The sequence below is a fragment of the Mesorhizobium sp. M0478 genome (assembly GCF_040321305.1).
Taxonomy (GTDB): Bacteria; Pseudomonadota; Alphaproteobacteria; order Rhizobiales; family Rhizobiaceae; genus Mesorhizobium.
In genome coordinates this window covers 384867-409045 of record NZ_JAMYRH010000005.1, presented here as the reverse complement: position 1 = coordinate 409045, position 24179 = coordinate 384867, and the positions used below count along the sequence as shown (strand labels likewise).

Below are 24179 nucleotides of genomic sequence, written 5' to 3'. Positions count from 1 at the left end.
GGCGACCGGCGCGGTCAGATCGCGCCGATGATGCCGCCGTCGACGCGGATGTTCTGGCCGGTGATGTAGCCCGCACCTTCGGAAGCGAGGAAGGCGATGGTCGCGGCGATCTCCTCCGACGTGCCGTAGCGCTGCATCGGCACGCTGTCGCGGCGCTCCTCGGTGGCCGGCAGGCTGTCGATCCAGCCGGGCAGCACATTGTTCATGCGCACATTGTCGGCGGCGTAGGTGTTGGCGAAGATCTTGGTGTAGGCGGCAAGCCCGGCGCGGAACACGGCGGATGTCGGGAACATCGGGCTCGGCTCGACCACCCAGGCGGTCGAGATGTTGATGATGGCGCCAGCCCTCTGCTTGACCATCTGCGGCGCCACGATGCGCACCGGCCGGATGACGTTCATCAGATAGACGTCGAGACCGGTGTGCCACTGCTCGTCGGTGATTTCGAGGATCGGCGCGCGTGGCCCGTGGCCACCGCTGTTGACCAGCACGTCGATGCGGCCAAAGCGCTCGAGCGTCAGATCCGCGAGCCGCTGCAGATCGTCATTCGACTGGTTGGAGCCGGTGACGCCGAGGCCGCCAAGCTCCTTGGCCAGAGCCTCGCCCTTGCCGGAGGACGACAGGATCGCGACCTTGAACCCGTCCGCCGCCAGCCGCTTGGCCGCCGCCGCGCCCATACCGCTGCCACCGGCGACGACGACTGCTACTTTTTCTACACTCATTTTTCTCTCCTTGGGGTTTTGCGGCGTGTGTCTCGCGACTTCAAAGGATGATATAGCCGGTCTTGCCATCTGGTTCGAACCAGAAAGCCTGAAATCAAGCTGTAGAAAAACTCCTGCATGCCCGAAGCCTTCCTGAGCCTGCCGCCGTTGAATGCGCTGCGTGCCTTCGAAGCCGCCGCGCGTCATCTCAACTTCCGCATCGCCGCGCAGGAGCTGAACGTGACGCAAGGGGCGGTGGCGCAGCATATACGCGGGCTGGAGGCGGATCTCGGCGCAAAGCTGTTCGACCGGCTGCCGCGCGGCCTGGCGCTGACCGATGAGGGACGTGCCTATGCGCCGAACATTCGCCGCGCCTTCGAGCTGATCTCCAAGGCAACGCTGCTGTTGCGGCCCGAGCCGGCGCGGCTGACGATCAGCGTCACGCCGAGCTTTGCCACCAAATGGCTGATCCCCAAACTGCCGGAGTTCGTCGCACACAACCCGCTCGTCGATTTGCGCATCCTGGCCAGCCAAAGCCTGTCGAGTTTTCAGGCCGACGGCGTCGACATTGCGGTCAGGCAAGGCCGCCCGCCCTTCGGCGCCGGCCTGATGGTCGACCTGTTGTTCCCACAGCAGATCGTCGCCATCTGCAGCCCTGCCCTGCTGCCTACCGAGGCGAACGAGATCGCGACGGCCGATATCCAGCATCATGTCCTGTTGCACGACGCGCACAATCTGTGGCCGGAATTCATGGAGAGAGCGCTCGGGCTGAAGATGGCCACCGAGGCCAAACGCATGCGCTTCAACCAGACAGGCCTCGCGATCGACGCCGCCATTGCCGGCCAGGGCATCGCGCTGGCCAGCCGGTTTCTCGTCGCTGCCGACATTGCCGCCGGCCGGCTGGTGCAGCCGATCAACGCAGAGATGCGTGGGACGCACGATTTCTATGTCGTGATGCCGCGCAAGCAACGGCACCCAGAACCGACGCAAGCCGTGCGGCAATGGCTGCTCGATGAGGGCGACGCGGCGGGGCTGTGATGGATAGCCGATCTCCCCGCAAGGCGGGAGATCCGCAGCTTGGCCGACGCCGCCCCTTTCAGCCTCGCCGAGCAATGTCGGCCGCCACTGCCTTCGCCTCGCGTCCAATTTCCCTGAGCAGACCGGTGACCGGATTGTAGAAGCCGACGAGGTAGAGGCCGAGTTGCGAGGCGCGGGCGTTGACGCCACTGCGCTCCGGCTGCAATTCCACGGGCAGAAACTTTTCGTAGCCCGGGCGATAGCCGGTGGCGAGGATGACGGCGTCGAAATTTTCCTGCCTGCCGTCGGTGAACGCAGCGCCGCGCTCGGTGAAGCCCGCTATGTCGGGCGCGATCTTGATGGCGCCTTTGGTGATGGCGTCGACCGTGCCGACGTCGATGACCGGGATGCGGCCGACTTCGTCGATCTGTTGCAGGATGCCCTGTTTCGGCCTGACGATGCCGTATTTCTCGAGCTTGCCCAGCGCGAAATCGAGGATGATCGGAAACATCCAGTCGTTCAGCGCCTGCGGCATTGGCCGGCTGGCGATGCCGACCATCTGGATCGGCACGCCAAACAGCTGGCGCGGCACGATGTGGACGCCCTTGCGCACCGAAATGGTCGGACGCGCGCCACTTTCCACCAAGTCGAGCGCGATCTCGGCGCCGGTGTTGCCCATGCCGACGATCAGCACCGAGCGGCCGGCAAAGGGCGTCGCTTGCGTATAGTCGGCGCTGTGCAGCACCTCGCCCTTGAAAGCCTCGATGGCAGGGAGCCGGGGGATGATCGGCTCGGCATTGTTACCGCTGGCGATAACGACATGGCGCGCCTTGAGGTTGTCCGATCCTGTCTCGACCAGAAAACCGCCGTCCCCGAGGCGAATGGCTTTCACCGTCACGCCGAAGCGCGGGCGCAGATCGAATTTTTCCGCGTAGTCGTCGAGATAGCGGACCACCAGTTCGCGCGGCACGTAGCGCGGATAGTTTTTGGGAAAGGGCAGGAACGGCAGCGACGAGAACGACTTGACCGTATGCAGATGCAGCCGCCGATAGTGCCGCCGCCAGGCGGGCGCGATCTCCTGCGATTTTTCGAGCAGGATGAAATCCACTCCTGCCCGCTTCAGGCAGGCACCGACCGCAAGGCCGGCGGGCCCGGCGCCGACAATAACGACAGTGGTGTCCAAGCGATTCTCCTCCCGCTAGCTCCTTAGGCTACGCGTAGAAGCGCAGGCGGGACAAGGCGCGCCTCACCTTCTCCCCTTGTTGGAGAAGGTGGATCGGCGCGCTAGCGCCGAGACGCCTTCGCATCGCGGCGCGCACGCTGCGCATCCTGTCCGGTCTCGGCTCACCCCCGGTGACGAATGTCTATCCCGGCAATCGCCCCATGCTGTCGGACGGGCTGCCTGTCGCCGGCCGCACCGCGACCGAAGAGCTCTACGTGCATGGCGCATGGCCCAATCGGCATGCATGCCGCCCCCGCCACCGCGCGCTGGCTGGAAGAGGCCGTGGTTCGGGCGATGGCAATCCGAAGCAGACATGGCTCCGGCCACAGCGATTTGCGGGATGGGAAGGGTGAGGCTGCGCGACGTCGTGTCGATCTAGCCCGCCACCAGCGCGAAGGGAGGCGTTCCTCCCTAGCCGACATGCTCGGCGCGCAGCTTCTTCTTTATCTGCTCGAGCGCTGCCTCGCCGCCCCTCGCCAGTTCATCGGCGATCCTTGCCAGCTTGTCATCGGCGTTGCGGTATTTGCTGCCCCAGGCGCCGAGCGTCGCCAGCACCGGCAACAGGTCGATGCCCGCCTCCGTCAGCTTGTAGATCGCCTTGAGCTTGTGCGTGGGGTCGTCGCTTCTGGTGACGATGCCCTCATCCTGCAAGGTCTGCAGCCGCTCGGCCAGGGTGCGCGACGAGATGCCTTCGCCTGATAGCAGAAACTCCCGGAAGTGCCTTTTTCCGGCGAAAATCATGTCGCGGATGATCAGCAGCGTCCAGCGGTCACCGAGCAATTCGAGCGATAGGCTGATGGGACAGCCGGATCTTTCCCTGGTCGACATTTAAATGCTTCCATTTTTAAATCACTTTACTATTGACATCATTTTTCACTCATGTCAATGGTTCCGAAAGTAAAGCAATAACCAACGCCGCCTGACCTGGCGCTGGTGACACCAGAGCTCAGGAGAACGACGATGAGAAAACTGATCCTGCAGATACAGATATCGGTCGACGGTTTTGTCGGCGCGGCCGGCGATGAGCACTGGCAGCTCTGGGAATGGGGCGCCAACTGCCCGTGGGACGACGACTTGAAGCAGGATTTCAACGCGGTGTTCGCCGGCATCGACACCATTCTGCTCAGCCGCAAGATGGCCGAAGAAGGCTATCTAACCCATTGGGGCAATGCGGCAAAAAACTATCCGCGCGATCCCTTCTACGCCTTTGCGCAGCGCATCGTCGAGGCGCGCAAGGTGGTGCTGAGCGACAAGCTCGCGGCATCGCGGTGGGAGCGCACGACGGTTGCCAGCGGCAACCTGCCGCGCGAGGTCAAGGCGCTGAAAGCTGAAGGTGAAGGCGACATGGCGGTATTCGGCGGCGCCGGCTTTGCCTCGGCGCTGATTGCAGCGGGACTGGTCGATGAGTTCCAGCTGTTCATCAATCCGGCCGCGCTGGGCGACGGCGAGCGGATTTTCGACCGTGGTGGCTTCCGGAAATTGCGCCTGCTCGGCTCTAAAGCCTATGCCTGCGGAATGGTGGTGAACCGCTACGCGCCGGCAATGTGAAGCAGTTCAGCGATTGAATCCGTGGACCGCTTCAACTCTTTGTTTTTGCGAGAACTCCGGACGGATCACCGCAACCCGCTCCTCGTGAACCTGCGCTAGAAATTGATCTCGACCGAAGCGGCACTTCGCTTTGCCGGCCCGTGAAACACCGCCTCGATGTTGTTGCCGTCGGGGTCGAGCAGGAAGGCGGCGTAGTAGCCGGGGTGGTAGGGCCGCTCACCCGGCGCGCCATTGTCGGCCCCGCCGGCATTGAGGCCGGCCCTGTAGAAGGCATCGACCATGGCGTTGTCGCTGGCCTGGAAGGCCAGATGATGGCGCCCGGTCAGTTGTCCTCTCGCCGCCCGGCTGTCGAGGCTTGAGATGAACAGTTCGTCGGCCCAGAAATAGTCCTCGGCCTCGCCGCCGATCGGAATGCCGAGCACCTTGAAGACGGCTTCATAGAAGCGCCGGCTCGCCTCGAGGTCCCTGACCACCAGCTGGACGTGGTCGATGAGGCGGCCGCGATGCAGTTCCATGAGCGATCTCTCCCGTCGCGAGACCACAAAGCTAGTGCCGCGGAGCGGCTCGTCAATTCGGCAGTCTATCTTGTCGGCGCGCTTGGCAGCCTTACACCCTGCTTTTGTCATATCCGGATGGACTTCCACGCAGACCGGATAAAAAATGCAACCGGATTGTCGGATTCGAAATCCCGCCAACGTCCTTCGGACGCAAGCGGCGCAACGGAGCTGGAGCGAGTGGCGCCGCATCGAAACCGATCTCGGGAGAAGAGCATGAACAATTCCTACCGTTGGGTGATCGTCGCGTGCGGCGCGCTGATGACCTGTGTGGCGCTCGGCGCGATGTTTTCGCTGGCGATCTTTCTCGAGCCGATGGCGCTCGACACCAACTGGTCGCGAACCGGCATTTCCAGCGCCATGACGCTGAATTTCTTGGTGATGGGTGCAGGCGGTTTCGCCTGGGGCGCCATCTATGACCGTGTCGGCGCCCGCCCGGTGGTTTTTGCCGGCGCGGTGCTGCTCGGCCTGTCGCTGGTGGTGGCGAGCCGAGCCCAATCGCTGCTGGTCTTCCAGCTGAGCTATGGCGTCATCGTCGGGCTGGCGGCCAGCGCCTTCTTCGCGCCGATGATCGCGCTGACCACCGCCTGGTTCGAGACCCATCGCAGCCTGGCCGTGTCGCTGGTCTCGGCCGGCATGGGCGTGGCGCCGATGACCATTTCGCCCTTCGCGCGCTGGCTGATCACGGCCTATGACTGGCGTACCGCCATGTTCGACATCGGGATCATGGCCTGGGTGCTGTTGCTGCCGGCCGTCTTCCTGGTGCGCCAGCCGTCGGCGGCGGTCGCGGCAGCGGGTGGCAGCGCGCCCGCGCCTGCCGCGGCCCCCGGCATGTCAGTCGGCCAGGCGCTGCGCTCGCCGCAATTCCTGGTGCTGGGCATGACCTTCTTCGCCTGTTGCGCGGCGCATTCGGGGCCGATCTTCCACATGGTGAGCTATGCCATGTCGTGCGGCGTGGCGCCGATGGCAGCCGTGTCGATCTACAGCGTCGAGGGCCTTGCCGGCCTTGGCGGGCGCGTGCTCTACGGCGTGCTCGGCGACAGGTTGGGCGCCAAGCCGGTGCTGATCGTGGGCCTCGCCATCCAGGCGGTGGTGATCGCCGCCTATCTCGCCGTCGGCAATCTCGAGCAGTTCTATCTCCTGGCGATCATCTTCGGCGCCACATATGGCGGCGTCATGCCGCTCTATGCGGTTCTGGCGCGCGACTATTTCGGGCCACGCATCATCGGCACGATACTTGGCGCCGCGACCCTGTTGTCCAGCCTCGGCATGTCGTTCGGCCCGCTCGCCGGCGGCATGATCTTCGACGCCTATGCCAGCTATTCCTGGCTGTTCATCGGCTCGGCGCTGATCGGCCTCGGTGCTGCCGGCATCGCCATCGCCTTCCCGCCGCAGCCCGGCCGAGAGAGGCTGCAGGCGGCATGAGCGAAATTTCCCCTCGAGGGGAAATACTCATCACCCTGTCCCCGTTCCCGAGCGCAGCTCTTCTCTGCCCTCGTCGTCGCGGCTGAGCCTGGCGTCCGAGATCAGCACCACCGGGCATTGGCAGCGCTGCAGCACGCCGGTGGTCGTCTCGCCGAAGAAGAGTTCCTCGCCAGGGCGCCGCGCCACGCCGATGACGATCAGCGCCGCCCCCCTGCCGGCCTGGCGGGCAATGGCATCGGCGGCGGCGGCCCGGCTGCGGATGGCCGTCTCGATCTCGACGCCATAGCGGTCGGCTAGTGCGACGGTATCCTTCAGCACCGCCTCCCTGCGGCGATGCGAGACAGTGTCGCGCGGTTCGTCGCGGCCGACGCGCGCGACATAAAGTATCTTGACCCGCGCACCCGTGACCGCTGCAATCGCCAGCGCCATTTCTGCACCGGCGGGCGATCGCGGTGCCGTTGACCGGAACCAGAATCTTCCCGCCTTCAGGTCCTAGCCTTGGCATCTGGCGGCCGGCGCCGGTCGCCTTCAGCACCAGGCATAGCGGGCCCTCGAAGGCGCCGGCGATCTCGTTGATGCGGCGGGCAAACCCACCTTTCGACGTGACCGCGCGGCCGAGCCCGATCAGCAGCAGCCCATAGCCTTTGCGCGCCTCCTTGGCAACCGTTTCGGCCGAAAGCTCGGCCTCGTGGCGCCGCGTGACAGGCGCCGCGCGGGCCAGCTCCTCGTCCGAACTCCTGGCGGCCTCGCGGCTGTCCTCGGCACCCTTTTCGATCGGCTCGAGCTTCGCATCCGTGCCGGGCTCGGCCTCCTCCCCCTCGCCTCGGGCATGCAGCACCGTCGTCGGCCTGCCGGCGCCCACGACTCCTGCGAGGTAAGCAGCAAAGCGGCCGACAACGCCCTCATCGGTCACCACCAGCAGTCGTTCCAGATTGGCGATGAAGCCGCGTTGGTCGATCTCCTCGCGCTCCAGACGCTTCTTCTCGGTCTCGCCCATCGGCAAGCGGCCGAGTGCCCAACGCAAGGTCGGCGGCATGGCGAGCGTGGTGATGACGGCCATGGTCACGATCATGGTGAAAAGATTGTGCGACAGAACGCCGATCGACAGGCCAATAGAGGCGACGATGACTTCGGTCGAGCCGCGCGCGTTCATGCCGCAACCGACGGCGATGCCTTCCTTGCGGCTCAAGCCGGCAAGCTCGGCGCCGATGAAGGCGCCGGCGAATTTGCCGAAGCTGGCGATCAGCACCAAAGCGGCCGTGAGTAGCGCAAGCTCGTGGTCAACAAGCACGGTGAGATCCGCCGAAAGGCCGGCGACGCCGAAGAAAACCGGCATGAACAGCGCCATGATGACGCCGCGCAATTGCCCTTCGATATGACGCGACAGGATCGGCGATTACCCAACCAGTATGCCGGCGACGAAGGCGCCGAGCACGGTGTGGACGCCGATCAGATCGGTGATCAGCGCCATTGCGCCCATGATGGCGAGAATGACGGTGACGACGGCGTATTCGCTGCGGAACGTATCGTTGGTCCAGCGGATGGCGTCGAAGACGATGCGGCGGCCAATCGTGAAGGAAAACCCCATGAAGGCGGCGACGCCGACAATGGTGAAGGCAAGGCTGCCGAGCTCGATGCGCCCCTTGGTGGCGATGCCGATGGTGATGGCGATGATCACCCAGCCGATCGTGTCCTCGATGATGGCCGACGAGACGATGATCTGACCGAGATCGCGGCGCATGAAGTTCATCTCGCGCACCACCATGGCGACGATCTTGACCGAGGAGATCGACAGCGCCGTGCCGAGGAAGAGACCGGCGACAATGCGCTCGGTTCCGTCGGCCAGCAGCGAGGCCGGCATGAACTGTGCGGCGGTGAAGCCGAGCGCGAAAGGCACGGCGACGCCCGCGGCGGAGATGGAAAAGCACGCACGGCCGACCCTGCGCACCAGCCGCAGATCCGTCTCCATCCCGGTGAGCAACAGAAGCATCAACACGCCGAGCTGGGCGATGGCGCTGATCATGCTCTTTTGGGTGGCGTCGCCTGAAAAGATCACGCGTTCTGCTTCCGGCAATAGCCAGCCGAGCAGCGATGGCCCGAGCAGGATGCCGCCGATGAGCTGACCCATCACCGCCGGCTGGCCGAGACGCTCCAGCAATTCGCCGATGCCGCGGCCGACGAGAAGCAGAAGGAGGATTTCGAGAACGAAAATGCCCTCGCTGGACATGCCGGTCTTTTCGGCTGCCAACGATGCGGCCGGCATGAATGCCAAAGCTGCCACGGCAAGCGCGACCGACCGGCGCCGGTTGACCACGAAGGACATGCACCCCCTCATTGTGCCCGGTATAACGTTTGCGGGCGAGATCGGTTGCACGCCACGCTCCCTTGGCGCGCCGCAGGTTACTCATTACCTGAATCGCATAACAGGCCTATCTGACTGCGGATAAACCGCCGAGACCCGGGCCGGCGACGGAACATTTTCAACCGATTGCGCGTTGCGCAGATGGGGATGACCGGCGTCGTTTCGGCCGGCCATGGCGTTGGGAGGCGCATGGCAAGGGATGTCCCAGGTCAAGACCGTGAAAACCGACGAAGCGGCTGCAGCGCCGCGGGCGTCTGATGCGTTCGCGCTGAAGCTCACCTCATCGGAATTCGTGGCCACCATGTCGCATTTCCACCGCGCCGAAATCGCCCGCATGGCCGGCTGGCGCGACCGGCTCGACCGTACCAGCAACTGGGCGATTACTGTCGTCGCCGCCATGCTCTCAGTCTCACTCTCGACGCCCAGCGCCCATCACGGGGTGCTGCTCTTTGCCATGCTGCTGACCACGCTGCTGCTATGGATCGAGGCGCGGCGCTATCGTTTCTTCGACGTCTACCGGGCCAGGGTGCGCCAGTTCGAGCGCTATTATTTCGCGCAGATCTTCTCGCCGCAGCCCGACTACGCCTCCAACTGGCTGGCCATCGTCGGCGAAGGCCTGCGTTCGCCGCGCTTCCTGATCTCGCAACGCGCGGCGTTGGTGCGCCGGCTGCGCCGCAACTACATTTTCATGTACACGATCCTGATGCTGGCGTGGGTGCTGAAGATCACGACGCCCAGTCTGCAGCGCGAAGGGTCGCCGATAGGCTTGGGCGCGTCATTTCTCGACGCCGCGCGCGTGGCGCAGCTCGGCCCGGTTCCAGGCATCTATGTCGTGTGCATGGTCGGGCTGTTCTATGTCGGCCTACTCGCAGCCGCTTTCCTCATCTCAAGCGACGAGGGCGAGCTTTCGCATGGCACCGTGCATGTCTGAGAGCGGCCTCGAAAAGCGCAATCTGCCGCGGTGATCTTCAGCAGACATTGTCGACCATCAGAGCGGTCGCTTCCGACCGGCTTGCGGCTTCCTCAACTGGAAGCCGTGCGCGATGGCGCTTGTAGGCGGTGAGCGCGATGACCAGCACGCAGCATACGGCGTTCAGCCAGTTGATCGCCGCCAGAGCGGGATCGTTCAGATTGATGTGGGCGTAGAGTCCCGTCGTGGCGTTGGCGCCTGTCCACAACAGCCAGGTCGCGTAGGAAATCGCCGACGCCCCGTGCCTGTCCCGGGCCACCCGCACGATCTGCGGCAGGTAGGACACCACGCGCAAGCCATTGAAAATAGTGAAGAGATAAAAAGACAGATCAGCAAGTGTCATCCGAAACCCCTGTCATGGCCGGACGTCCCATAGCGTTCCTTGCAGTGGCGGCATGTGAGCCCGTTCACATGCCGGCTTCGATTTTCTTGTTGCGGCCCGGCACCCGGATTCTTTCGCCATGTGGGCGTTCGCCGTGAGCCAGCCCGACGAGGTCGACATGAACCAGATCCAGTTTCGGCCGACGGCGCGGGAGTACTAAACAGATCTCGTGCTTGGGCAAAGTTCGGGTTGACCGCTGCCAAGAGCGCGGCGACTATCCCTGCAACGTGCAGGAGGACATGAGAATGGACGAACCCGATCGCTGGCGGCACATGGCGAGCGCGCCCAAGGACGGCAGCCGCATCCTGGTCACGGTCAGGCCATCGGAACAGGGGCCGGCCGAGGTCGACCTCGCTTACTGGTCGCGCGCCGACCAGTTCGGCACGGAGGGCTGGCGCTCTTCCGATTCGTCGCCAGGACGGGTGATCGAATACCCCGAACCGGAGTTGAAATGCTGGATGCCGCTGCCGACGGCCAATCTGAGCCGGGCTTCAATGCCAAGTCCGTGGCAAGGCGAAGACGTCCCGCTGCTCGACGGCTCCGGGATATGATCTCGGCGGGACGTTTCGCACCATAAGGCGAACGCCGCCGGCCGCGGCCTTATACGCTGCCGGCCGATCTGGGCCGGCGCACCGATCGCACCATGCCGCCGGGGCCGCTGCCGCAGAAGAAGCGGTCGCCGCCGTCGGATTCGAGCCCGGAAACGCCCACCCCTGCCGGCATGTCGAGCCGTTCCAGCACCTTTCCGCTTTGCGGATCGACGCGCCGGACATCGCTCTGGTCGCCTTCCCAGGTGCCGTGCCAGAGCTCGCCATCGACCCAGGTCACTCCGGTGACGAAGCGGTTCGAGTCGATGGTCCGCAGGATTTTCCCGGTCTCGGGATCGATCTGGTGGATCTTGCGCTCCCGGTTCTGCCCCACCCAGAGCGTGCCCTCGGCCCAGGTCATGCCGGAATCGCGGCCGCCGCCGGGCGCCGGGATGGTGGAGAGCACCTTGCCGGTATCCGGGTCGATCTTCTGGATGCGGTCCCCGGCGAGCTGAAACAGATGCCGGCCGTCATAGGCGGTGCCGGCATGGGCGGCGACATCGATCGAGCGCAGCGTCTCACCGCTTGCCGGATCGAAGGCGGTCAGCCGCTCGCCCGTCGCAAACCAGACATTCTGTCCGTCGAAGCTCACGCCGTGCACGGTGTCGACATCAGGAAAGGGCCCGTATTCGCGCAGGATTTCCGCTGCTGAATGTTTCATGTCCTGGTCCTCGATCATGGTCACCTTTCCTAGCCGTTCGGCAGCGGCGACGGGAGTAACAAGGTGGTCGTGAAACCAGCGACCGGTGGCGTCATCCAGCGCCGCGCCCGGCCGTGGCCGAAGGACTGCACTTTGCCGGTCTCGGCCAACTGCTCGAGCGCCCGCTGTACGCTGCGCTGTCCGGCGCCCAGCGCCAGCGCCAACGCCGAGCTGGCCCAGGATTCACCATCGGCCAGGAAGGCCAGCACCGCGGCGTGCCGCTCCTCGATCGGCCGCGCCAGCACCGCCACGGAGCCTGCTTCGCGCGGCTTTAGCGCAAAGCCCTGGCTGGTCGCGCCGATGCCCGCCAGCGGCCGCAATTCGGCGCGCAGCCGGCCGATCTCGACCCGCAGCCTGGCGCGATGCGATTCATCGGCATGCCGGCCGCCAAAGGCGCGGGCAATCAGCGTCGCCCTCGGCACATCCGCCGGCCAGGCTTCGGCAAGCGCGCGCGCCAGCGCAAACAGCACCGGCCGCGTTGCCAGCGAGATCGTTGTTTCCTGCTTGTGCACGATATAGCGGAACGTATCGACGACCAGCGCGCGCGACGCCTGCAGCGCCTCGACCTCTTCGAGCAACAGCGGATGCTCCTCGCCGCCTGCGATCAGCCGCGCCGCCGGCGTCTCCAGCGCCAGGAAGGCGCTGTCGACCTCCGCCATGAGACCCGGAATGCCGGCCCGGCGGGCGGCATGGCGCGCCCACTCAAGGGCTGCGCGCGCGGCCTTCGTCTTCAGGCGCCGCATGGCGATGCCGGCAACCGCGAGTTCATGCGCGGCGCGTGAGGCCGGCGGAAGCGGCGACGGATCGAGCCCAGCCAGCACGTCTTCAGCCTCGTCGAGGCGGCCGATCAGCAGCAGGCGGCGCACTTTGAGATGCCCGGCATGCGCCGCGTTCAGCCGGTCGCCATGCTTTTCCAATGTCGACCGCGCCGCGTCGAGCGCCTTGGATGGCCAGCCGAGATCACGCGAAACAAGTGCGATCTCGGCTTCGGCGACAACGCACCTGGCGCGCGCCACCGCCTCCTTTGGACCGAAGGCACGGCCGGCCCTACGCAACAGTACTTTGGCGCGATCGAAATCGCCGAGCTGCGCCATGGCAATGCCGCGCAACGCCAGCGCCGGGGCATCCTCGCGCAAGGCGACGCGGTCGAGTGCCGCCAGCGGATTGCCCGCCGCCAGCGCCAGCCCTGCCGCGGTGATCAGCGAGTCCATGCAAATCCCGTCACATTTGTAACTCCCACCGCTCCCTTATCGGCCCTAACTTAAGTCACCACCGCCAAGCAGCAAGCCGCGGACGGCGACCTAGCCATCTGGACTGGTTGAAGACGCCCAGGCCTGCGTTGACGGCAATATTCGCATTCGCTAGCCTGAGCATCTCAGACAGTCGTGTTAAGCTTCTCAATAAGGAAAAACCGACCATGCCTGCTTCCGAGGACTTCGAGCCCACCGTGCGGCCTCGCCACCCCTGCTGCGGTGGCCCGCCTGCAAATGCCGTCACATTTGTAACTCCGCCCTCGCCGCCTCGCGGCCCTAGCCTGCCTCACGATCAACAGGCAACGACAAGCCACAACGGCTCAACAACTGGCAAAGGAAACAAGCAATGACCCAGCACGTGGCAATGAAGACCCCACCGGTCGTTTCAAGGCAGGAATGGGAAGCCGAGCGCGAAAAGATGCTGGTGAAGGAAAAGGCAACGATGCGCGCCAGGGACGCGCTGTCGGCCGAGCGCCGGCGCATGCCATGGATGGAAGTAGACAAGGCCTATGTGTTTGAAGGTCCCAACGGCAAAGCGAGCCTGCTCGATTTGTTCGAGAGCCGGCGCCAGTTGATCGTCTACCGCGCCTTCTACGAACCCGGCGTCCACGGCTGGCCCGAACATGCCTGCCGCGGCTGTTCGCTCGGCGCCGACCAGGTCGGCCATCTCGCCCATCTCAACGCCCGCAACACCACGCTTGCCTATGCCTCCCGCGCGCCGCAGGCCGACATTGCCAGCTTGAAGCAGCGGATGGGTTGGGAGATGCCCTGGTACACAATCACCGACAGTTTCGACAAGGATTTCGGCGTCGACGAATGGCACGGCCACAACGTGTTCATCCAGGACGGCAAGAAAGTGTATCGCACCTACTTCATCAACAACCGCGGCGACGAGCAGATGGGCACGGTCTGGAGCTACCTCGACGCAACGCCGCTCGGCCGCCAGGAAATCTGGGAGGATTCGCCCGAAGGCTATCCGCAGACCGAGCTCTACAGCTGGTGGAACTGGCACGACAATTACGACGCCGCACCCGACAAGACGTGGGAGGAAGTGTCGGCGGCCGGCGAAGCCGCGTTCCGCAACAAGGACGGCAAGTAAGGACCTGGAGCGGCGCCCATCCAGCTTGGTTTCCTGTCCCTCACGGGACAGGAAACCCGGGCATTGATCATCAAGGGATTATGACCATGAGCGATATCGGCACAGGCACCGGCAGTGAGGTCCCTCAACGCTCCGATGCAGTTTCTCTCCGCACCGCCGAGTGGCTATGCCTCGCCGCGGCCCCTGTTTTCGCCGTGATGGCGCTGCTCACCTGCATTCACGCTGGCGACGGCGTCATGTCGTGCCTGGGGGCCGATGCCTCCCCGCTCACCGGCATGCCGGTGATGTATCTCTTGATGAGCGCCGTCCATCTGGCGCCCTGGCTGCGCGTGATTTCCGGCCGGCCGGTCCGGCGATAGGCTGGACCGCCGCCGCCATTCTACCGCTCTTTACGTCGGAGAGAGACAATGAAGCTGGTCAGGCTGAGAGCGCCGGGCGGGTTGGACAAGCTCGACCTGGTCGAGGAGGATCAGCCCCGGCCTGGGCCGGGCGAAATGCTGGTCAGGATTCGCGCCTGCGCGCTGAACATGCGCGACGATTTCGCCGTACAAGGCAAGGTGCCGCTCGCCGACGGCCGCGTGCCGCTGTCGGATGGCGCCGGCGAGGTGATCGCGATCGGTGACGGCGTCGACACGTTCAAGCCGGGCGACAGCGTCGTCAGTGTTTTCTACCCCTGGTGGCTGGCCAGCGACATGAGATCCGATACAAGCCGCGACATTCCCGGAGACAGTTTCGACGGCTTCGCCAGCGAGTATGTGTGCATGCCGGCGCAGGCCTTCACCACGGCGCCGGCGGGCTATACGCATCTCGAGGCGGCAACGCTGACCTGCACGGGCGTCACCGCCTGGCGCGGCCTGGTGACATGCGGCAAGGTAAAGCCCGGCGACACGGTGCTGATCCTTCGCACCGGCAGCGTGTCATTGTTTGCGCTGCAATTTGCCAAGGCCGCCGGCGCAAGGGTCATCGCCACGTCGTCCGATGAAGAGAAGCTGGAGAAGCTCAGACGACTCGGAGCCGACAGCGTCATCAACTACAAGGCGGTGCCGGAGTGGGGCGGCAGGGCCAGGGAACTGACGGACGGACGCGGCGTCGATCATGTGATCGAGGTCGGCGGACCGGCGACGCTGGCGCAGTCGATAGCGGCCTGCCGGACAGGCGGGCATATCGCACTCATCGGCGTCCTGACCGGCTTTGCAGCAGAAGTGTCAGTCCCGGCGCTGTTTTCAAACCAGATCCGCATCAGCGGGATTTCCATCGGCAGCAAAGCCGACCAGCAGGACATGATCCGTGCCATAGAGGTCAACCGCCTGAAGCCCGTCATCGACAGCAGCTTTCCACTGCAGGACATCGCCGCCGCCTTCAGGCATTACAAAGCGCAAAGGCATTTCGGCAGGATCTGCCTCGAGCTTTAGACCCTGCGATCGGCATTCCTACCCAGCGGCCGGCGCCAGCGTCCCGCTTGCCATCAGGCCCCAGAGTTGATCGGCCGTCAGCTGTCTGGCCGAGCCGTCGTAGGCCACCTGGCCGAGGCTGAGCACGACGATCCTGTCGGCCAGCGCCCTGACCGTCGACAGGTCGTGCGTGACCAGGATGACGGCGGTGCCGCTGGCGGCGATCGAACGGATCAGTTTGACGACCTGCGCGGTCTGCTTGACGCCAAGCGCGGCGGTGGGCTCGTCGAGGCAAATCAGCTTGACGTGATCGGCAAGCGCGCGGGCAATGGCGATGGACTGCCGCTGGCCGCCCGACAGCGAGCGCACCAGAACGTTTTCGTCGCGAAGCGTGACGCCCAGCGCGGCAAGCCGGGCACGACACTGCTCGGCGGCCTTTCGGTCGTCGCGAACCGGGAAGACACCGAGCCAACGCCGCGTTTCCTCACGCCCGAGGATCATATTGTGGGCGACGCTGAGGTTCGGGCAGAGCGCCAAATCCTGATAGACGGTCTCCAGGCCGGCGCCGCGTGCATCCTGCGGGCTCCTGAAGGAAATCGGCTGGCCCTCGAGGGTCATCGCGCCGGCATCGGGCCGGATGGCGCCCGAAATAATCTTCACCAGCGTCGACTTGCCGGCGCCATTGTCGCCGAGCAGACAGACGATCTCGCCTTTGCCGACCGTGAAACTCGCCTCTTCCAATGCCGTCAGCGCGCCGTAGGATTTGCGGGCGCCGGCAATCGAGAATGCCGGACCTTGCGGGGCTTCTCCATTGCCCTCCGTCACGGCAGGGCCGGCCGAGGCGACGGCACCATTGTCCGCCACCGTGAAGTTGGTCGCGGCGGCCCGAGCGCGCCGGCCGCGAAAACCGATCGCAGCCTGGTCGGCCACCAGCGCCAGCAACAGCATGCTTCCCACCGAAATGGATTGCCACCATGATTGCAGGCCGACGAAGATCAGTCCTGCATTGAGGATGCCGATGGTGGCAACGCCGATGGCGATGCCGAGCGGCCGGCCGGAGCCGCCGGAAAAAGCGACGCCGCCAAGGATCGCGGCGGTGAGCACGTCGAGCTCGAAGCGAACGCCGATGGTCGGCGTGATGCTGCCGAGGCGGCCGGCGATCAGCACCGATACCAGACCGATCAGCAAGCCATTGGCGGCGTAGAGGCCGACCACCGTGCGCCCCACCGGAATGCCGCAGAGTTCGGCCGCGCGCGGGTCGCCGCCTATGGCGTAGAGCCTCAAGCCGGTGACCGTGCTGGTCAAAACAAAGGCTCCGATCACAAAGACCAGCGCGGCGATGATCACGGTGTACTGGATGCCGAAGATCTTGCCCCGCCCCAATTCGAGCAGAGCCTCGGGAAAACCATAGACCGCGGTGCTGGAGACGACGAAGGCAAGGCCGCCATAGAGCGCCAGCATCGCCAGCGTGACGATCAACGGCGAGATGCTCAGCCTGCGCACCAGCAGACCGTTGAGCAGACCGAGTAAAAGGCCCAGACCCAGGCCGACGCAGATTGCCAGCAGCGCGCTCTGCGTCGCCACCGCAACCTTGGCAGTGATGATGCCGATCAAGGCGACCATGCTGCCGATGGAGAGGTCGACATAGCCGGCGATCAGCAGCGCGGAGGTGCCGAGCACGGCGATCAGGATCGAGGTCGAGTTGACGCCAATGACGACGAAATTGTCGAGGCTGAAGAACGATTTGTTCAACAGCGAGAAGGCGACGATCAAGCCGAGCGCGACCAGCGCCAGCCCGATGCGGCCAGACGCTTCGCCCGGCGCCTTGACGCCCGGCAGCAAGGATGAAAACCGGCCCGTTTGCAGCGGTGTCGTCCCCGTTCGAAGGCTGTCTGTGCTCATGCTTGCCTCTCACTGAAGCGGGCGGTTTCAGGTCAGGCTGAACCGCCCGTATCGCGCGGGAAAAACAGGCGCTACTTTGCCTCGGATGACCAGGGGAAATTCACATACTGGTCGCGCGTATCGTAGCAGATGTTGCCGTACATCCTGAGATAGATATCGCGGCGCTTCGGGTCCTTGTAGACCGCGGCCGGGTCGGCGACATCGGCCTCGTACTGGGCCATGTAGTCGCTGGTCAGCGCCACGGGCAGGATATCCATCGCCTGCGGGATGCTCTTGCCCTCCAGCCAGTCGGCCGCGTGCTGGCCCATGGCATAAGCGAAGACCGGCGACGCCAGGCTGATGCTTGCCTTGTAGGGACCGCCGCCTTTCTTGATCGCGGCGACTGCCTCCGGTTCGCCGTCGATGCCGCCAAGGAACTGGTCCGGCCGCGCCTTGCCCGCCGCTTCCAGGGCAGCCAGCGCGCCGAGCACGACCGTGTCGGCGCCGAGCACGACATCGACGTCGGGATGGGCCTGGAGAATGGTGCTCATCGTGGCAAAGCCGCCTTCCTTGTTGACGGGATTGGGTGAGATGTCGGCGACGATGGTGACATCAGGCATGGCCTTGAAGATGTCGCGCATGGCGGCAAAGCGCGGCGCCAGGAATTCCATGCTGTCATGGGACAGGATGACGACATTGGCCTTGCCGCCGAGCTTGTCCTTTATGTAGGCTGCGGCCGCTTCGGCCAGCACCTTGCCGGTCTCGTATTGCGGCGCATTGAGCAGCGACGTGGCTGGCGGCGGCACGATGGTGCCGACATAGGCGCCCGACCAGATAAGCTCCTGCAGGCTGCGGCTCATGGAGGCCGGGTCCACAGGCGCCGCCACCAGACCGCCGATCTTGGAGGCGAGAAACAATTGCACCTGCTCGACCCCCTTGGCGGCGTCATTGTTGGCAAGCGCGCGGCGATATCCCAGCCCGCGATCCTTGGCGGCGGCGGCCAGGCCGCGGTCGACGCCCTGCATGAATTCACGCTCGTTATCCTGCGCGAAGGCCAGCACCTTGTTCAGGCCGGGCGGTGGGCTGCAGGCCGGCGCCTTCGGATCGAACGGCGCAAATACCGCCGGCTTGGTGAGCCCGGCCGGGCCGTCCTGCGCGCCTGCCAGAATGGTACCGCCCGCGAGCACACCGGCAACGCCGAGCAGCGTCGCCAGCATCATGTTCCTGTCAGATCGCATTTCACTTCCTCCCTGTCGTTGATTGTTGCCGCGCATCGCAAGCCTCGCGGTCGCTACTCTTCCCAGTCTCCCCAGATACCCACCTTCCCGCTCGCAAGTCAAAACTTTTTCCAGTGGAATTAATTAATCAGAGATAGTCGGGTGACTCGCCCACGCGATCACGCCTTGCCGATCAGCGACTGGACGACTTTGGCCAATTCCGTGCCGAGCACGCGATGCGCGTCGCTGTCGAGGTGAATGCCGTCTACCGCGCTCGACTCGACGACATCGCCGGCGTTGAAGAACGCGGCGCCGGCGCGCCGGGCGGCATCACGGAACAAGCCGGCAAAGTGCATCGACTTTGAAGCGCCGCCCAGGAACATCTGGCCGAACCAGTCGACCTCCAGCATCGGCGGCGGCGCAACAATCAGGACCGCGGGCGCCACGCCTGCGGGGCCAGCTTCGCTGCGCAGCACAATTCTGGCCAAGATCTCAATAGAATCAGCGACATCATTCGGCGTTACCGAGAACCTATGCTTGAGATCGTTGGTGCCGAGCATAAGGATGACGAGGTCGAGCGGCATATGCGTTTCCAGGCACACCGGGAGCGATTTGAGCCCGTTCTTGTGGAGACCTTCGATCGGATCGTCGTGCACGGTGGTGCGCCCGCCCTGCCCTTCTTCGATCACATCCCATCCGCTGCCGAGCTGGCGGCGCATGATGCCCGGCCAGCGCCGGTCGGGCGTGAAGCGGTGCCGTCCGACCCGGGCCAGGGTGGGAATGGCGCCATAGGTATTGGAATCGCCAAAGCACATGATGGTCCGGGTCTGCGTCACGGCATTGCTCCTCCAGGCCTGCATACTTTGAACGAGAGCAGGCCGGCCGGCGTCAACTACATTTTTCCATCGGGTGGATTTAAGTGTTGCCTTGCCAGGCCCGCATTGCTACGTCAGCGCTTTGATCGGCTCGCCTTGCGGCCAAACTCCTTGCGCAGGGGAAAGCGTGACCGGAACCAGCTTCTTCAGTCTCGAAAAGATCGCCGAGGGCCGCAGCGGCGGAACCACGCAGGCCGAGAGCCGCATCTACAACGAACGCCTGATCGTCTCGCTCATCCGCCGGCACGGGCAGCTGGCTAAGACCGATTTGACGCGGCTGACCGGGCTGGCCGCGCAAACCATCACCACCATCGTCAACCGCGCCGCCGACAACAAGCTGCTGCTGCGCCTGGAGCCTTTGCGCGGACGGCTGGGGCAACCCTCGGTTCCCTATGCGTTGAACCCGAAAGCCGCGTACGCCTTCGGCCTCAAGGTCGACCATCGCAGCGCCGATGTCGCCCTGGTCAATTTCGTCGGCGACGTGATGTCGTTCGAACGCACACTGTTCGACTATCCGACGCCCGTCGAGGTGATGAAATTCGCCAAGGGCGCCATCGCGCGCATGTGCCGCAAGCACAGATCGATAGAGCAAGACCGCATCGCGGGTCTTGGCATCGCCTCGCCATTCCATCAGTGGAACCTGAGCGAAGAGGGCGCGGTGCCGGCGAGCAGGCTGGATGCCTGGAGGGAAATCGACATTCGCGCCGAACTGGACCGGGCGTTCGACTGGCCGGTGTTCCTCTACAACGACGCCACGGTGTCGGCCGCGGCCGAACTGATGTTTGGCGCCGGCGGATCGCGCGCCGACTTTCTCTATGCCTATGTCGGGCACTTCATCGGCGGCGGCCTGGTGCTCGATCATCACTTGTTCCCCGGCCGCAACAAGCTGGCCGGGGCGCTAGGCGACATGCCGGTGCCCGCGCCGGGGCGCAGGGGCGACCGGATGACGCCTCTGCTGCGCGTCTCTTCGCTGCATTCGCTGGCCGGCAAGCTCAACGACCAGGACAATGGGGAGAAGGACGCCGGCCGCATCTGGTCGTCGCCCGACGATTGGGGCGACCTTGGAGAGCCGGTCACCGCGTGGATCGATGAGGTTTCGGACGGGCTTGCCTATGCCGCCCGCAGTGCCGTTGCCTTGCTCGACATCGACAATGTGGTGATCGATGGCGCCATACCCAATGGCGTGCGCAAGGAGATCGCCAAGGCCATGCGCAGAAAACTGGCACGTATCCTTGTCGATCGTCCCGAGCCGTTCTCTGTCATCGAGGGGACGTTTGGCCATCTCGGCCCCGTTATCGGCGGCGCCAGCATTCCGCTGCTGGTGAAATATTCGAACGACAAGGAATTGCTCTTCAAGGAATAGGCGCGCAGCCGCCGGCACCAGGCATTCCCCCAAAACAGCGAACTGTGAGACTTGTCACATACCTGCTCGTGAAGCGCGTGCTACTTGCACTCTGCGGTCGGTCGACGCCGAAAGAAATCGCCTGCCATGGTCTGGCGGTGACGGGCCTTTCACTTTATGCTGTGGCAGGTTGCATACTCTCAACGGACCTTGATGCCGCAAGCGGTGTTCTCGTCGGCGTCAGGCCGCGACCAGGAGTTTTGTCATGCTCCGACTTTGCGGATTCATCGCGGCCTTCATCCTTGCCGGCCTCACAAGCTTTGAGGCCTGCGCCGATCGAAGGGTCGCGCTCATCATCGGCAATTCCGATTATCGCGACATCCCGGCGCTGAAGAACCCGGCCAAGGATGCCCAGGACGTATCGGCCACGTTCCGGCTGGCCGGCTTCGAGGTTTTCGTCGCCGAGAACCTCACCAAGCAGCAGTTCGAAGGCCAGTTCCGGGACTATCTTGCCGCCGCCGACGGCGCCGATCTCGCCGTCGTCTACTATTCCGGGCACGGCCTTCAGATCGGCGGCGAGAATTTCCTGATACCCGTCGACGCCTCGTTGAAGAAGGCGGCCGACATCGAGGTCCAGGCCATCAAGCTCAACGACGTGCTGGAGCAGCTGCGCTCGAAGTCGAAGATCCAGGTGATCATCCTCGATGCCTGCCGCAACAACCCCTTCCCGCGCAACAATTACTGGCTGCGCGACCAGCTTGTCACCGCCGGCAATAATGGGCTGGCGCAGGTGCGAAGCTCGCTCAACACGCTGATTGCCTTCGCCACCGAACCAGGTGCGGTCGCCTATGACGGCAGCGGCGACCTGAGCCCGTTTTCATCGGCGTTTTCGCGGCGCGCGCTGGCGCCGAACCAGGAGATCCGAACGGTCATGTCGGCGGTGCGCCGCGATGTCGTGCAGGCCACCAACGGCATGCAGGTGCCATGGGAAAATTCCTCGCTGATCGACGACGTGGTGCTGGTGCGCCGCAACAATCGGCCTTCGCTGCCGCCAGTGCTGGAGAAGGTGGTGCTGTCGGGGGTCGGGCCTGTCGCTCTCGGCCTGCCGGAGCCGGTCGATGTCGATGGCGGCGCCATCAGCATCAGCATCGAACGGCCGCCGGCAATGGGCCGTCTGGTGCTGGACGGCAAAGACGTCGCGGTGGGCGAACCGATTGCCGGCAAGGACCTGCCGCGCCTGCAGATGGATATCCCCAAAGGAGCCGCCACGCAGGACGAGGTGGATATGCTGGCCTACGCCACGCATGACATTTGGGGCGGCGGGAGCCAGGGCATACTCGTATTCCGCGTCAAGAGCGGCGAAGGCGCTGCCGGCCAGCAGATCATGGCTTCGCTCGAGGCCGAGCAGAAACAGCAGGTGCTGGAGCGCGGCATCCACATCACCGGCGCCGCCGAAGCAATCGAGAACCGCAAGCTTGATATTCCCGTCGGCGTCGGCCCGGTCGCGCTCAATCTGGATTTCCCCACCGACGATCCGGCGGTCAGCCTGAAGGTCTCGGGGTATCCGGCAACGGGAACGCTGTCATTGCCTGATCGAACCTTGTCGCCGCAATCCAGCCTTCTGGCCGGTGAAGTCGACCATCTCCGTTACGAGCCGCAGATCGGCGCCGGCGCGCCGGTCGAGGTCGGCTTCGAAATCCGGGCCGACAGCAGCTCGGCTAAGCCCGCGACAATGAAGCTGTCGCCGACGGTCGATGCCTGCGATACCGCCGCCGGCGAGCCTCTCGACCTGCAAGGGGTGGTGCCCGGCCTGCTGCCGAACGAGATCGGCGCCGGTGCGGTGGCAGCCTGCGAGGCGGCCGTGAAAACCTATCCAGACGTCGCCCGCTTCCACTACGAGCTCGGCCGCGCCCTGCTTGCGGCAGGCCAGGTTAGAGAGGCCAGGACAGCCATCGAGGACGCCGCCAAGAAAGGCCATGTGCGCGCCGTCTTCGAACTCGGCTATCTCAACGCAACCGGAACCGGAACGACCATAGACCGCACCCAGGCCAACGCTCTCTACAAGGCTGCCGCAGACAAGGGCGATCCTTACGGCATGACCTCGTGGGGACGCGCGCTGTTCAATGGCTATGGCGTCAACCGCGATACGGCCAAGGGCCTCGACCTGCTGCTCAAGGCGGCGGCCATGGGGCACACCTATGCCATGAACGATCTTGCCGCCATCTTCACCGAGGGCCGCAACGGCGTGCCTGCCGATCCGGCCCGCGCCGTCGCCTTCCTGCAAGCGGGGGTGCAGCGCCAGGACATGTATTCGATGAACCTGCTCGGCCGCAATTACCTGGCCGGCCAGGGCATCGACAAGGATCCGAAGACGGCGCAGGCGTTGTTCCAGCAGGCCACCGATCTTGGCCAGCCCTACGCTCCGGGCAGCCTCGCCCGCATGTACAGGGACGGCGCCGGTGTGCGCCAGGACCCGGCGGAAGCGCAAAGGCTGTTCGAACTGGCGACCACGCGCGGCGATCCGTCGAGCGCCTATGATCGCGCGGCGCTTGAAATGGCGAAAGGCGACAAGGCCGATCAGGCTGTCGCGGTGCGCTTCCTGGCATTCGCCGTCGCGCTCGATCTGCGCAAGGAGCTGCCGGACGCCAAAAAGGGCCTGGCGCAGTTCGGCACCAAGCCGAAAACGGCAGCTTTGGACGCCCTGCGTCGAGAGCTCAAGTCGAAGATTCCCGCGTCCGGTTCGCTGGACACGCAACTGGTCAATGCGGCCCGGGGGGTCTGGGAAGAAGCCAATCCGCGTCGGGATTTGTTCTGAACAATAAGGAGGCCATGGTGGGCAAGGCATTCAAGCAAACATTCATCGGGCAGGCATTCATCGGGATAATTCTATCCGGCGTTCTGGCCGGGCTCATGGGCTGCACCTCGGTGTCGCCGATGTTTGAGCCGGCACCGCCGGTGAAACATCGCAAGGTGGTTCGCGCAGCACCTCAGCCAAAGGTGGTCAGATACAAGAAGGCGACCACCGGCAAAGTGATCAAGCCGGCCGAGGAGATCCCGCAAAAACCGCCCGTGATTCCTTCTCTCGGCGGCAGCGGAGGCGGCGGTGGGGCTGGCGGCGGCGGCGGCGGTTGGGGATGAGATCGTCGACCAAGGGCGCTGCACTCAGCGGCCCCAAAGGGTCTTGCTAAGATCCGCATGAGCCTTGGACAACGTCAAGCCGAAATCGTCCATCCCTGTCGCGGCATCGGTTGGCCAGCGGACAATTCGGCGCAGCGCTGCACGGAAAAGGCAGCGGACGAACGCTGCCAGTGCAGAGGCCACGACCGCCGCCGGATCGAGTCTGCGAGCCGCCAATGCCCGATGGGCCTGTTGTGTTTCGAGATAGCGGGCCAGCGCAATATCGTGACGCGATGGTGCGCCAAGCTCCTGCCGGTCGCGCCCGGGGTCGTCATGCCAGATGGGCCACTCGGTCGGGCCAGGGTGATGCACGGTATCCTCCTGCGAAAAGAGATCCAGTGCGAACAATCTCCTCAAGCGCCGTGAGCAACGCGTGGGAACCTGCGTGATGGAATCGTGAAAAGCGCCTCGGCGGCGGAATAAGTGTTGAAATGGAGTGAGCTTGAGCGGATCGTCGTCGCGCTGTGACCGTGGCGGAT

The 24179-nt window shown here is 64.6% G+C and carries 23 protein-coding genes and 1 pseudogene; 11 read left to right on the top strand and 13 right to left on the bottom strand.

Annotated features, from left to right (window positions below; translation table 11 throughout):
- Nucleotides 1-14: 14 nt before the first annotated feature.
- Nucleotides 15-719 (bottom strand): SDR family oxidoreductase, encoded by a 705-nt coding sequence (locus tag NKI64_RS15670; RefSeq protein ID WP_023673468.1) that lies wholly within the window; start codon nt 717-719, stop codon nt 15-17.
- A 117-nt stretch (nt 720-836) separates the two neighbouring features.
- On the opposite strand from NKI64_RS15670, the gene gcvA reads away from it, so the two are divergent.
- Entirely contained in the window at nt 837-1736 is a 900-nt protein-coding gene (gene gcvA / locus NKI64_RS15665; RefSeq protein WP_352668634.1) for a transcriptional regulator GcvA, read from the top strand.
- 58 nt (nt 1737-1794) lie between these two features.
- On the opposite strand, the gene NKI64_RS15660 is transcribed toward gcvA, so the two are convergent.
- Together NKI64_RS15660 and NKI64_RS15655 are read right to left on the bottom strand one after the other, a co-directional pair.
- Nucleotides 1795-2898: a flavin-containing monooxygenase gene (locus NKI64_RS15660; protein ID WP_023828769.1), complete on the bottom strand. Its 1104-nt coding sequence runs from the start codon at nt 2896-2898 to the stop codon at nt 1795-1797.
- A gap of 450 nt (nt 2899-3348) precedes the next feature.
- The gene (locus NKI64_RS15655) at nt 3349-3765 is read right to left on the bottom strand and encodes a winged helix-turn-helix transcriptional regulator (RefSeq protein ID WP_023703095.1); all 417 of its coding nucleotides are present in this window, start codon (nt 3763-3765) and stop codon (nt 3349-3351) included.
- A gap of 132 nt (nt 3766-3897) precedes the next feature.
- Between NKI64_RS15655 and NKI64_RS15650 the strand changes: the two genes are divergently transcribed.
- The gene (locus NKI64_RS15650) at nt 3898-4485 is read left to right on the top strand and encodes a dihydrofolate reductase family protein (protein WP_023703096.1); all 588 of its coding nucleotides are present in this window, start codon (nt 3898-3900) and stop codon (nt 4483-4485) included.
- Between the two features lie 95 nt (nt 4486-4580).
- On the opposite strand, the gene NKI64_RS15645 is transcribed toward NKI64_RS15650, so the two are convergent.
- Complete coding sequence (locus tag NKI64_RS15645) at nt 4581-5000, bottom strand: VOC family protein (RefSeq protein WP_023747821.1); 420 nt, start codon at nt 4998-5000, stop codon at nt 4581-4583.
- Between the two features lie 255 nt (nt 5001-5255).
- On the opposite strand from NKI64_RS15645, the gene NKI64_RS15640 reads away from it, so the two are divergent.
- Nucleotides 5256-6464 carry an MFS transporter gene (locus tag NKI64_RS15640; RefSeq protein WP_352668630.1) on the top strand — a complete coding sequence of 403 codons (1209 nt, stop codon included), beginning with the start codon at nt 5256-5258 and terminating at the stop codon, nt 6462-6464.
- Nucleotides 6465-6494: 30 nt separating this feature from the next.
- Here NKI64_RS15640 and NKI64_RS15635 read toward each other — a convergent pair whose 3' ends face one another.
- Both NKI64_RS15635 and NKI64_RS15630 read right to left on the bottom strand, forming a co-directional pair.
- Entirely contained in the window at nt 6495-6893 is a 399-nt protein-coding gene (locus tag NKI64_RS15635; RefSeq protein ID WP_352668674.1) for a universal stress protein, read from the bottom strand.
- A 643-nt stretch (nt 6894-7536) separates the two neighbouring features.
- A pseudogene (locus NKI64_RS15630) lies at nt 7537-8592 on the bottom strand (cation:proton antiporter); the annotation flags it as partial.
- 433 nt (nt 8593-9025) lie between these two features.
- On the opposite strand from NKI64_RS15630, the gene NKI64_RS15625 reads away from it, so the two are divergent.
- A complete protein-coding gene (locus tag NKI64_RS15625; protein ID WP_023673885.1) occupies nt 9026-9757 on the top strand; it encodes a DUF2270 domain-containing protein in 732 nt (243 codons plus the stop codon).
- Between the two features lie 37 nt (nt 9758-9794).
- On the opposite strand, the gene NKI64_RS15620 is transcribed toward NKI64_RS15625, so the two are convergent.
- Nucleotides 9795-10139: a PQ-loop domain-containing transporter gene (locus NKI64_RS15620; RefSeq protein WP_023673886.1), complete on the bottom strand. Its 345-nt coding sequence runs from the start codon at nt 10137-10139 to the stop codon at nt 9795-9797.
- 284 nt (nt 10140-10423) lie between these two features.
- Between NKI64_RS15620 and NKI64_RS15615 the strand changes: the two genes are divergently transcribed.
- Entirely contained in the window at nt 10424-10729 is a 306-nt protein-coding gene (locus NKI64_RS15615; RefSeq protein WP_023689804.1) for a hypothetical protein, read from the top strand.
- Between the two features lie 49 nt (nt 10730-10778).
- Here NKI64_RS15615 and NKI64_RS15610 read toward each other — a convergent pair whose 3' ends face one another.
- A complete protein-coding gene (locus tag NKI64_RS15610; RefSeq protein WP_352510869.1) occupies nt 10779-11426 on the bottom strand; it encodes a Vgb family protein in 648 nt (215 codons plus the stop codon).
- 29 nt (nt 11427-11455) lie between these two features.
- Entirely contained in the window at nt 11456-12676 is a 1221-nt protein-coding gene (locus tag NKI64_RS15605; RefSeq protein ID WP_023685490.1) for a hypothetical protein, read from the bottom strand.
- 388 nt (nt 12677-13064) lie between these two features.
- Between NKI64_RS15605 and NKI64_RS15600 the strand changes: the two genes are divergently transcribed.
- The 3 genes from NKI64_RS15600 (at nt 13065) to NKI64_RS15590 (ending at nt 15229) form a co-directional block, all read left to right on the top strand.
- Nucleotides 13065-13817 (top strand): DUF899 domain-containing protein, encoded by a 753-nt coding sequence (locus tag NKI64_RS15600; protein WP_352668627.1) that lies wholly within the window; start codon nt 13065-13067, stop codon nt 13815-13817.
- Nucleotides 13818-13903: 86 nt separating this feature from the next.
- The gene (locus tag NKI64_RS15595; RefSeq protein WP_023695475.1) at nt 13904-14176 is read left to right on the top strand and encodes a hypothetical protein; all 273 of its coding nucleotides are present in this window, start codon (nt 13904-13906) and stop codon (nt 14174-14176) included.
- Nucleotides 14177-14224: 48 nt separating this feature from the next.
- The gene (locus tag NKI64_RS15590; RefSeq protein WP_352668624.1) at nt 14225-15229 is read left to right on the top strand and encodes a zinc-dependent alcohol dehydrogenase family protein; all 1005 of its coding nucleotides are present in this window, start codon (nt 14225-14227) and stop codon (nt 15227-15229) included.
- 18 nt (nt 15230-15247) lie between these two features.
- Here the strand turns inward: NKI64_RS15590 and NKI64_RS15585 are convergent, their stop codons facing one another.
- The 3 genes from NKI64_RS15585 to NKI64_RS15575 form a co-directional block, all read right to left on the bottom strand.
- Nucleotides 15248-17110, bottom strand: coding sequence for an ATP-binding cassette domain-containing protein (locus tag NKI64_RS15585; protein ID WP_352668622.1), 1863 nt, complete (start codon nt 17108-17110; stop codon nt 15248-15250).
- A gap of 71 nt (nt 17111-17181) precedes the next feature.
- Nucleotides 17182-18327, bottom strand: a complete 1146-nt coding sequence (locus NKI64_RS15580) for a sugar ABC transporter substrate-binding protein (RefSeq protein WP_032886623.1) — start codon at nt 18325-18327, stop codon at nt 17182-17184.
- Between the two features lie 158 nt (nt 18328-18485).
- Nucleotides 18486-19142: an SGNH/GDSL hydrolase family protein gene (locus NKI64_RS15575; RefSeq protein WP_023715137.1), complete on the bottom strand. Its 657-nt coding sequence runs from the start codon at nt 19140-19142 to the stop codon at nt 18486-18488.
- Between the two features lie 166 nt (nt 19143-19308).
- On the opposite strand from NKI64_RS15575, the gene NKI64_RS15570 reads away from it, so the two are divergent.
- The 3 genes from NKI64_RS15570 (at nt 19309) to NKI64_RS15560 (ending at nt 23661) form a co-directional block, all read left to right on the top strand.
- A complete protein-coding gene (locus tag NKI64_RS15570) occupies nt 19309-20544 on the top strand; it encodes an ROK family protein (RefSeq protein WP_352668620.1) in 1236 nt (411 codons plus the stop codon).
- Nucleotides 20545-20788: 244 nt separating this feature from the next.
- The gene (locus NKI64_RS15565; RefSeq protein WP_352668616.1) at nt 20789-23338 is read left to right on the top strand and encodes a caspase family protein; all 2550 of its coding nucleotides are present in this window, start codon (nt 20789-20791) and stop codon (nt 23336-23338) included.
- A gap of 14 nt (nt 23339-23352) precedes the next feature.
- Complete coding sequence (locus tag NKI64_RS15560) at nt 23353-23661, top strand: hypothetical protein (protein WP_352668614.1); 309 nt, start codon at nt 23353-23355, stop codon at nt 23659-23661.
- A 24-nt stretch (nt 23662-23685) separates the two neighbouring features.
- Here NKI64_RS15560 and NKI64_RS15555 read toward each other — a convergent pair whose 3' ends face one another.
- On the bottom strand, nt 23686-24048 hold the full coding sequence (locus NKI64_RS15555) for a hypothetical protein (RefSeq protein WP_023685480.1): 363 nt from the start codon (nt 24046-24048) through the stop codon (nt 23686-23688).
- Nucleotides 24049-24179: the final 131 nt, after the last annotated feature.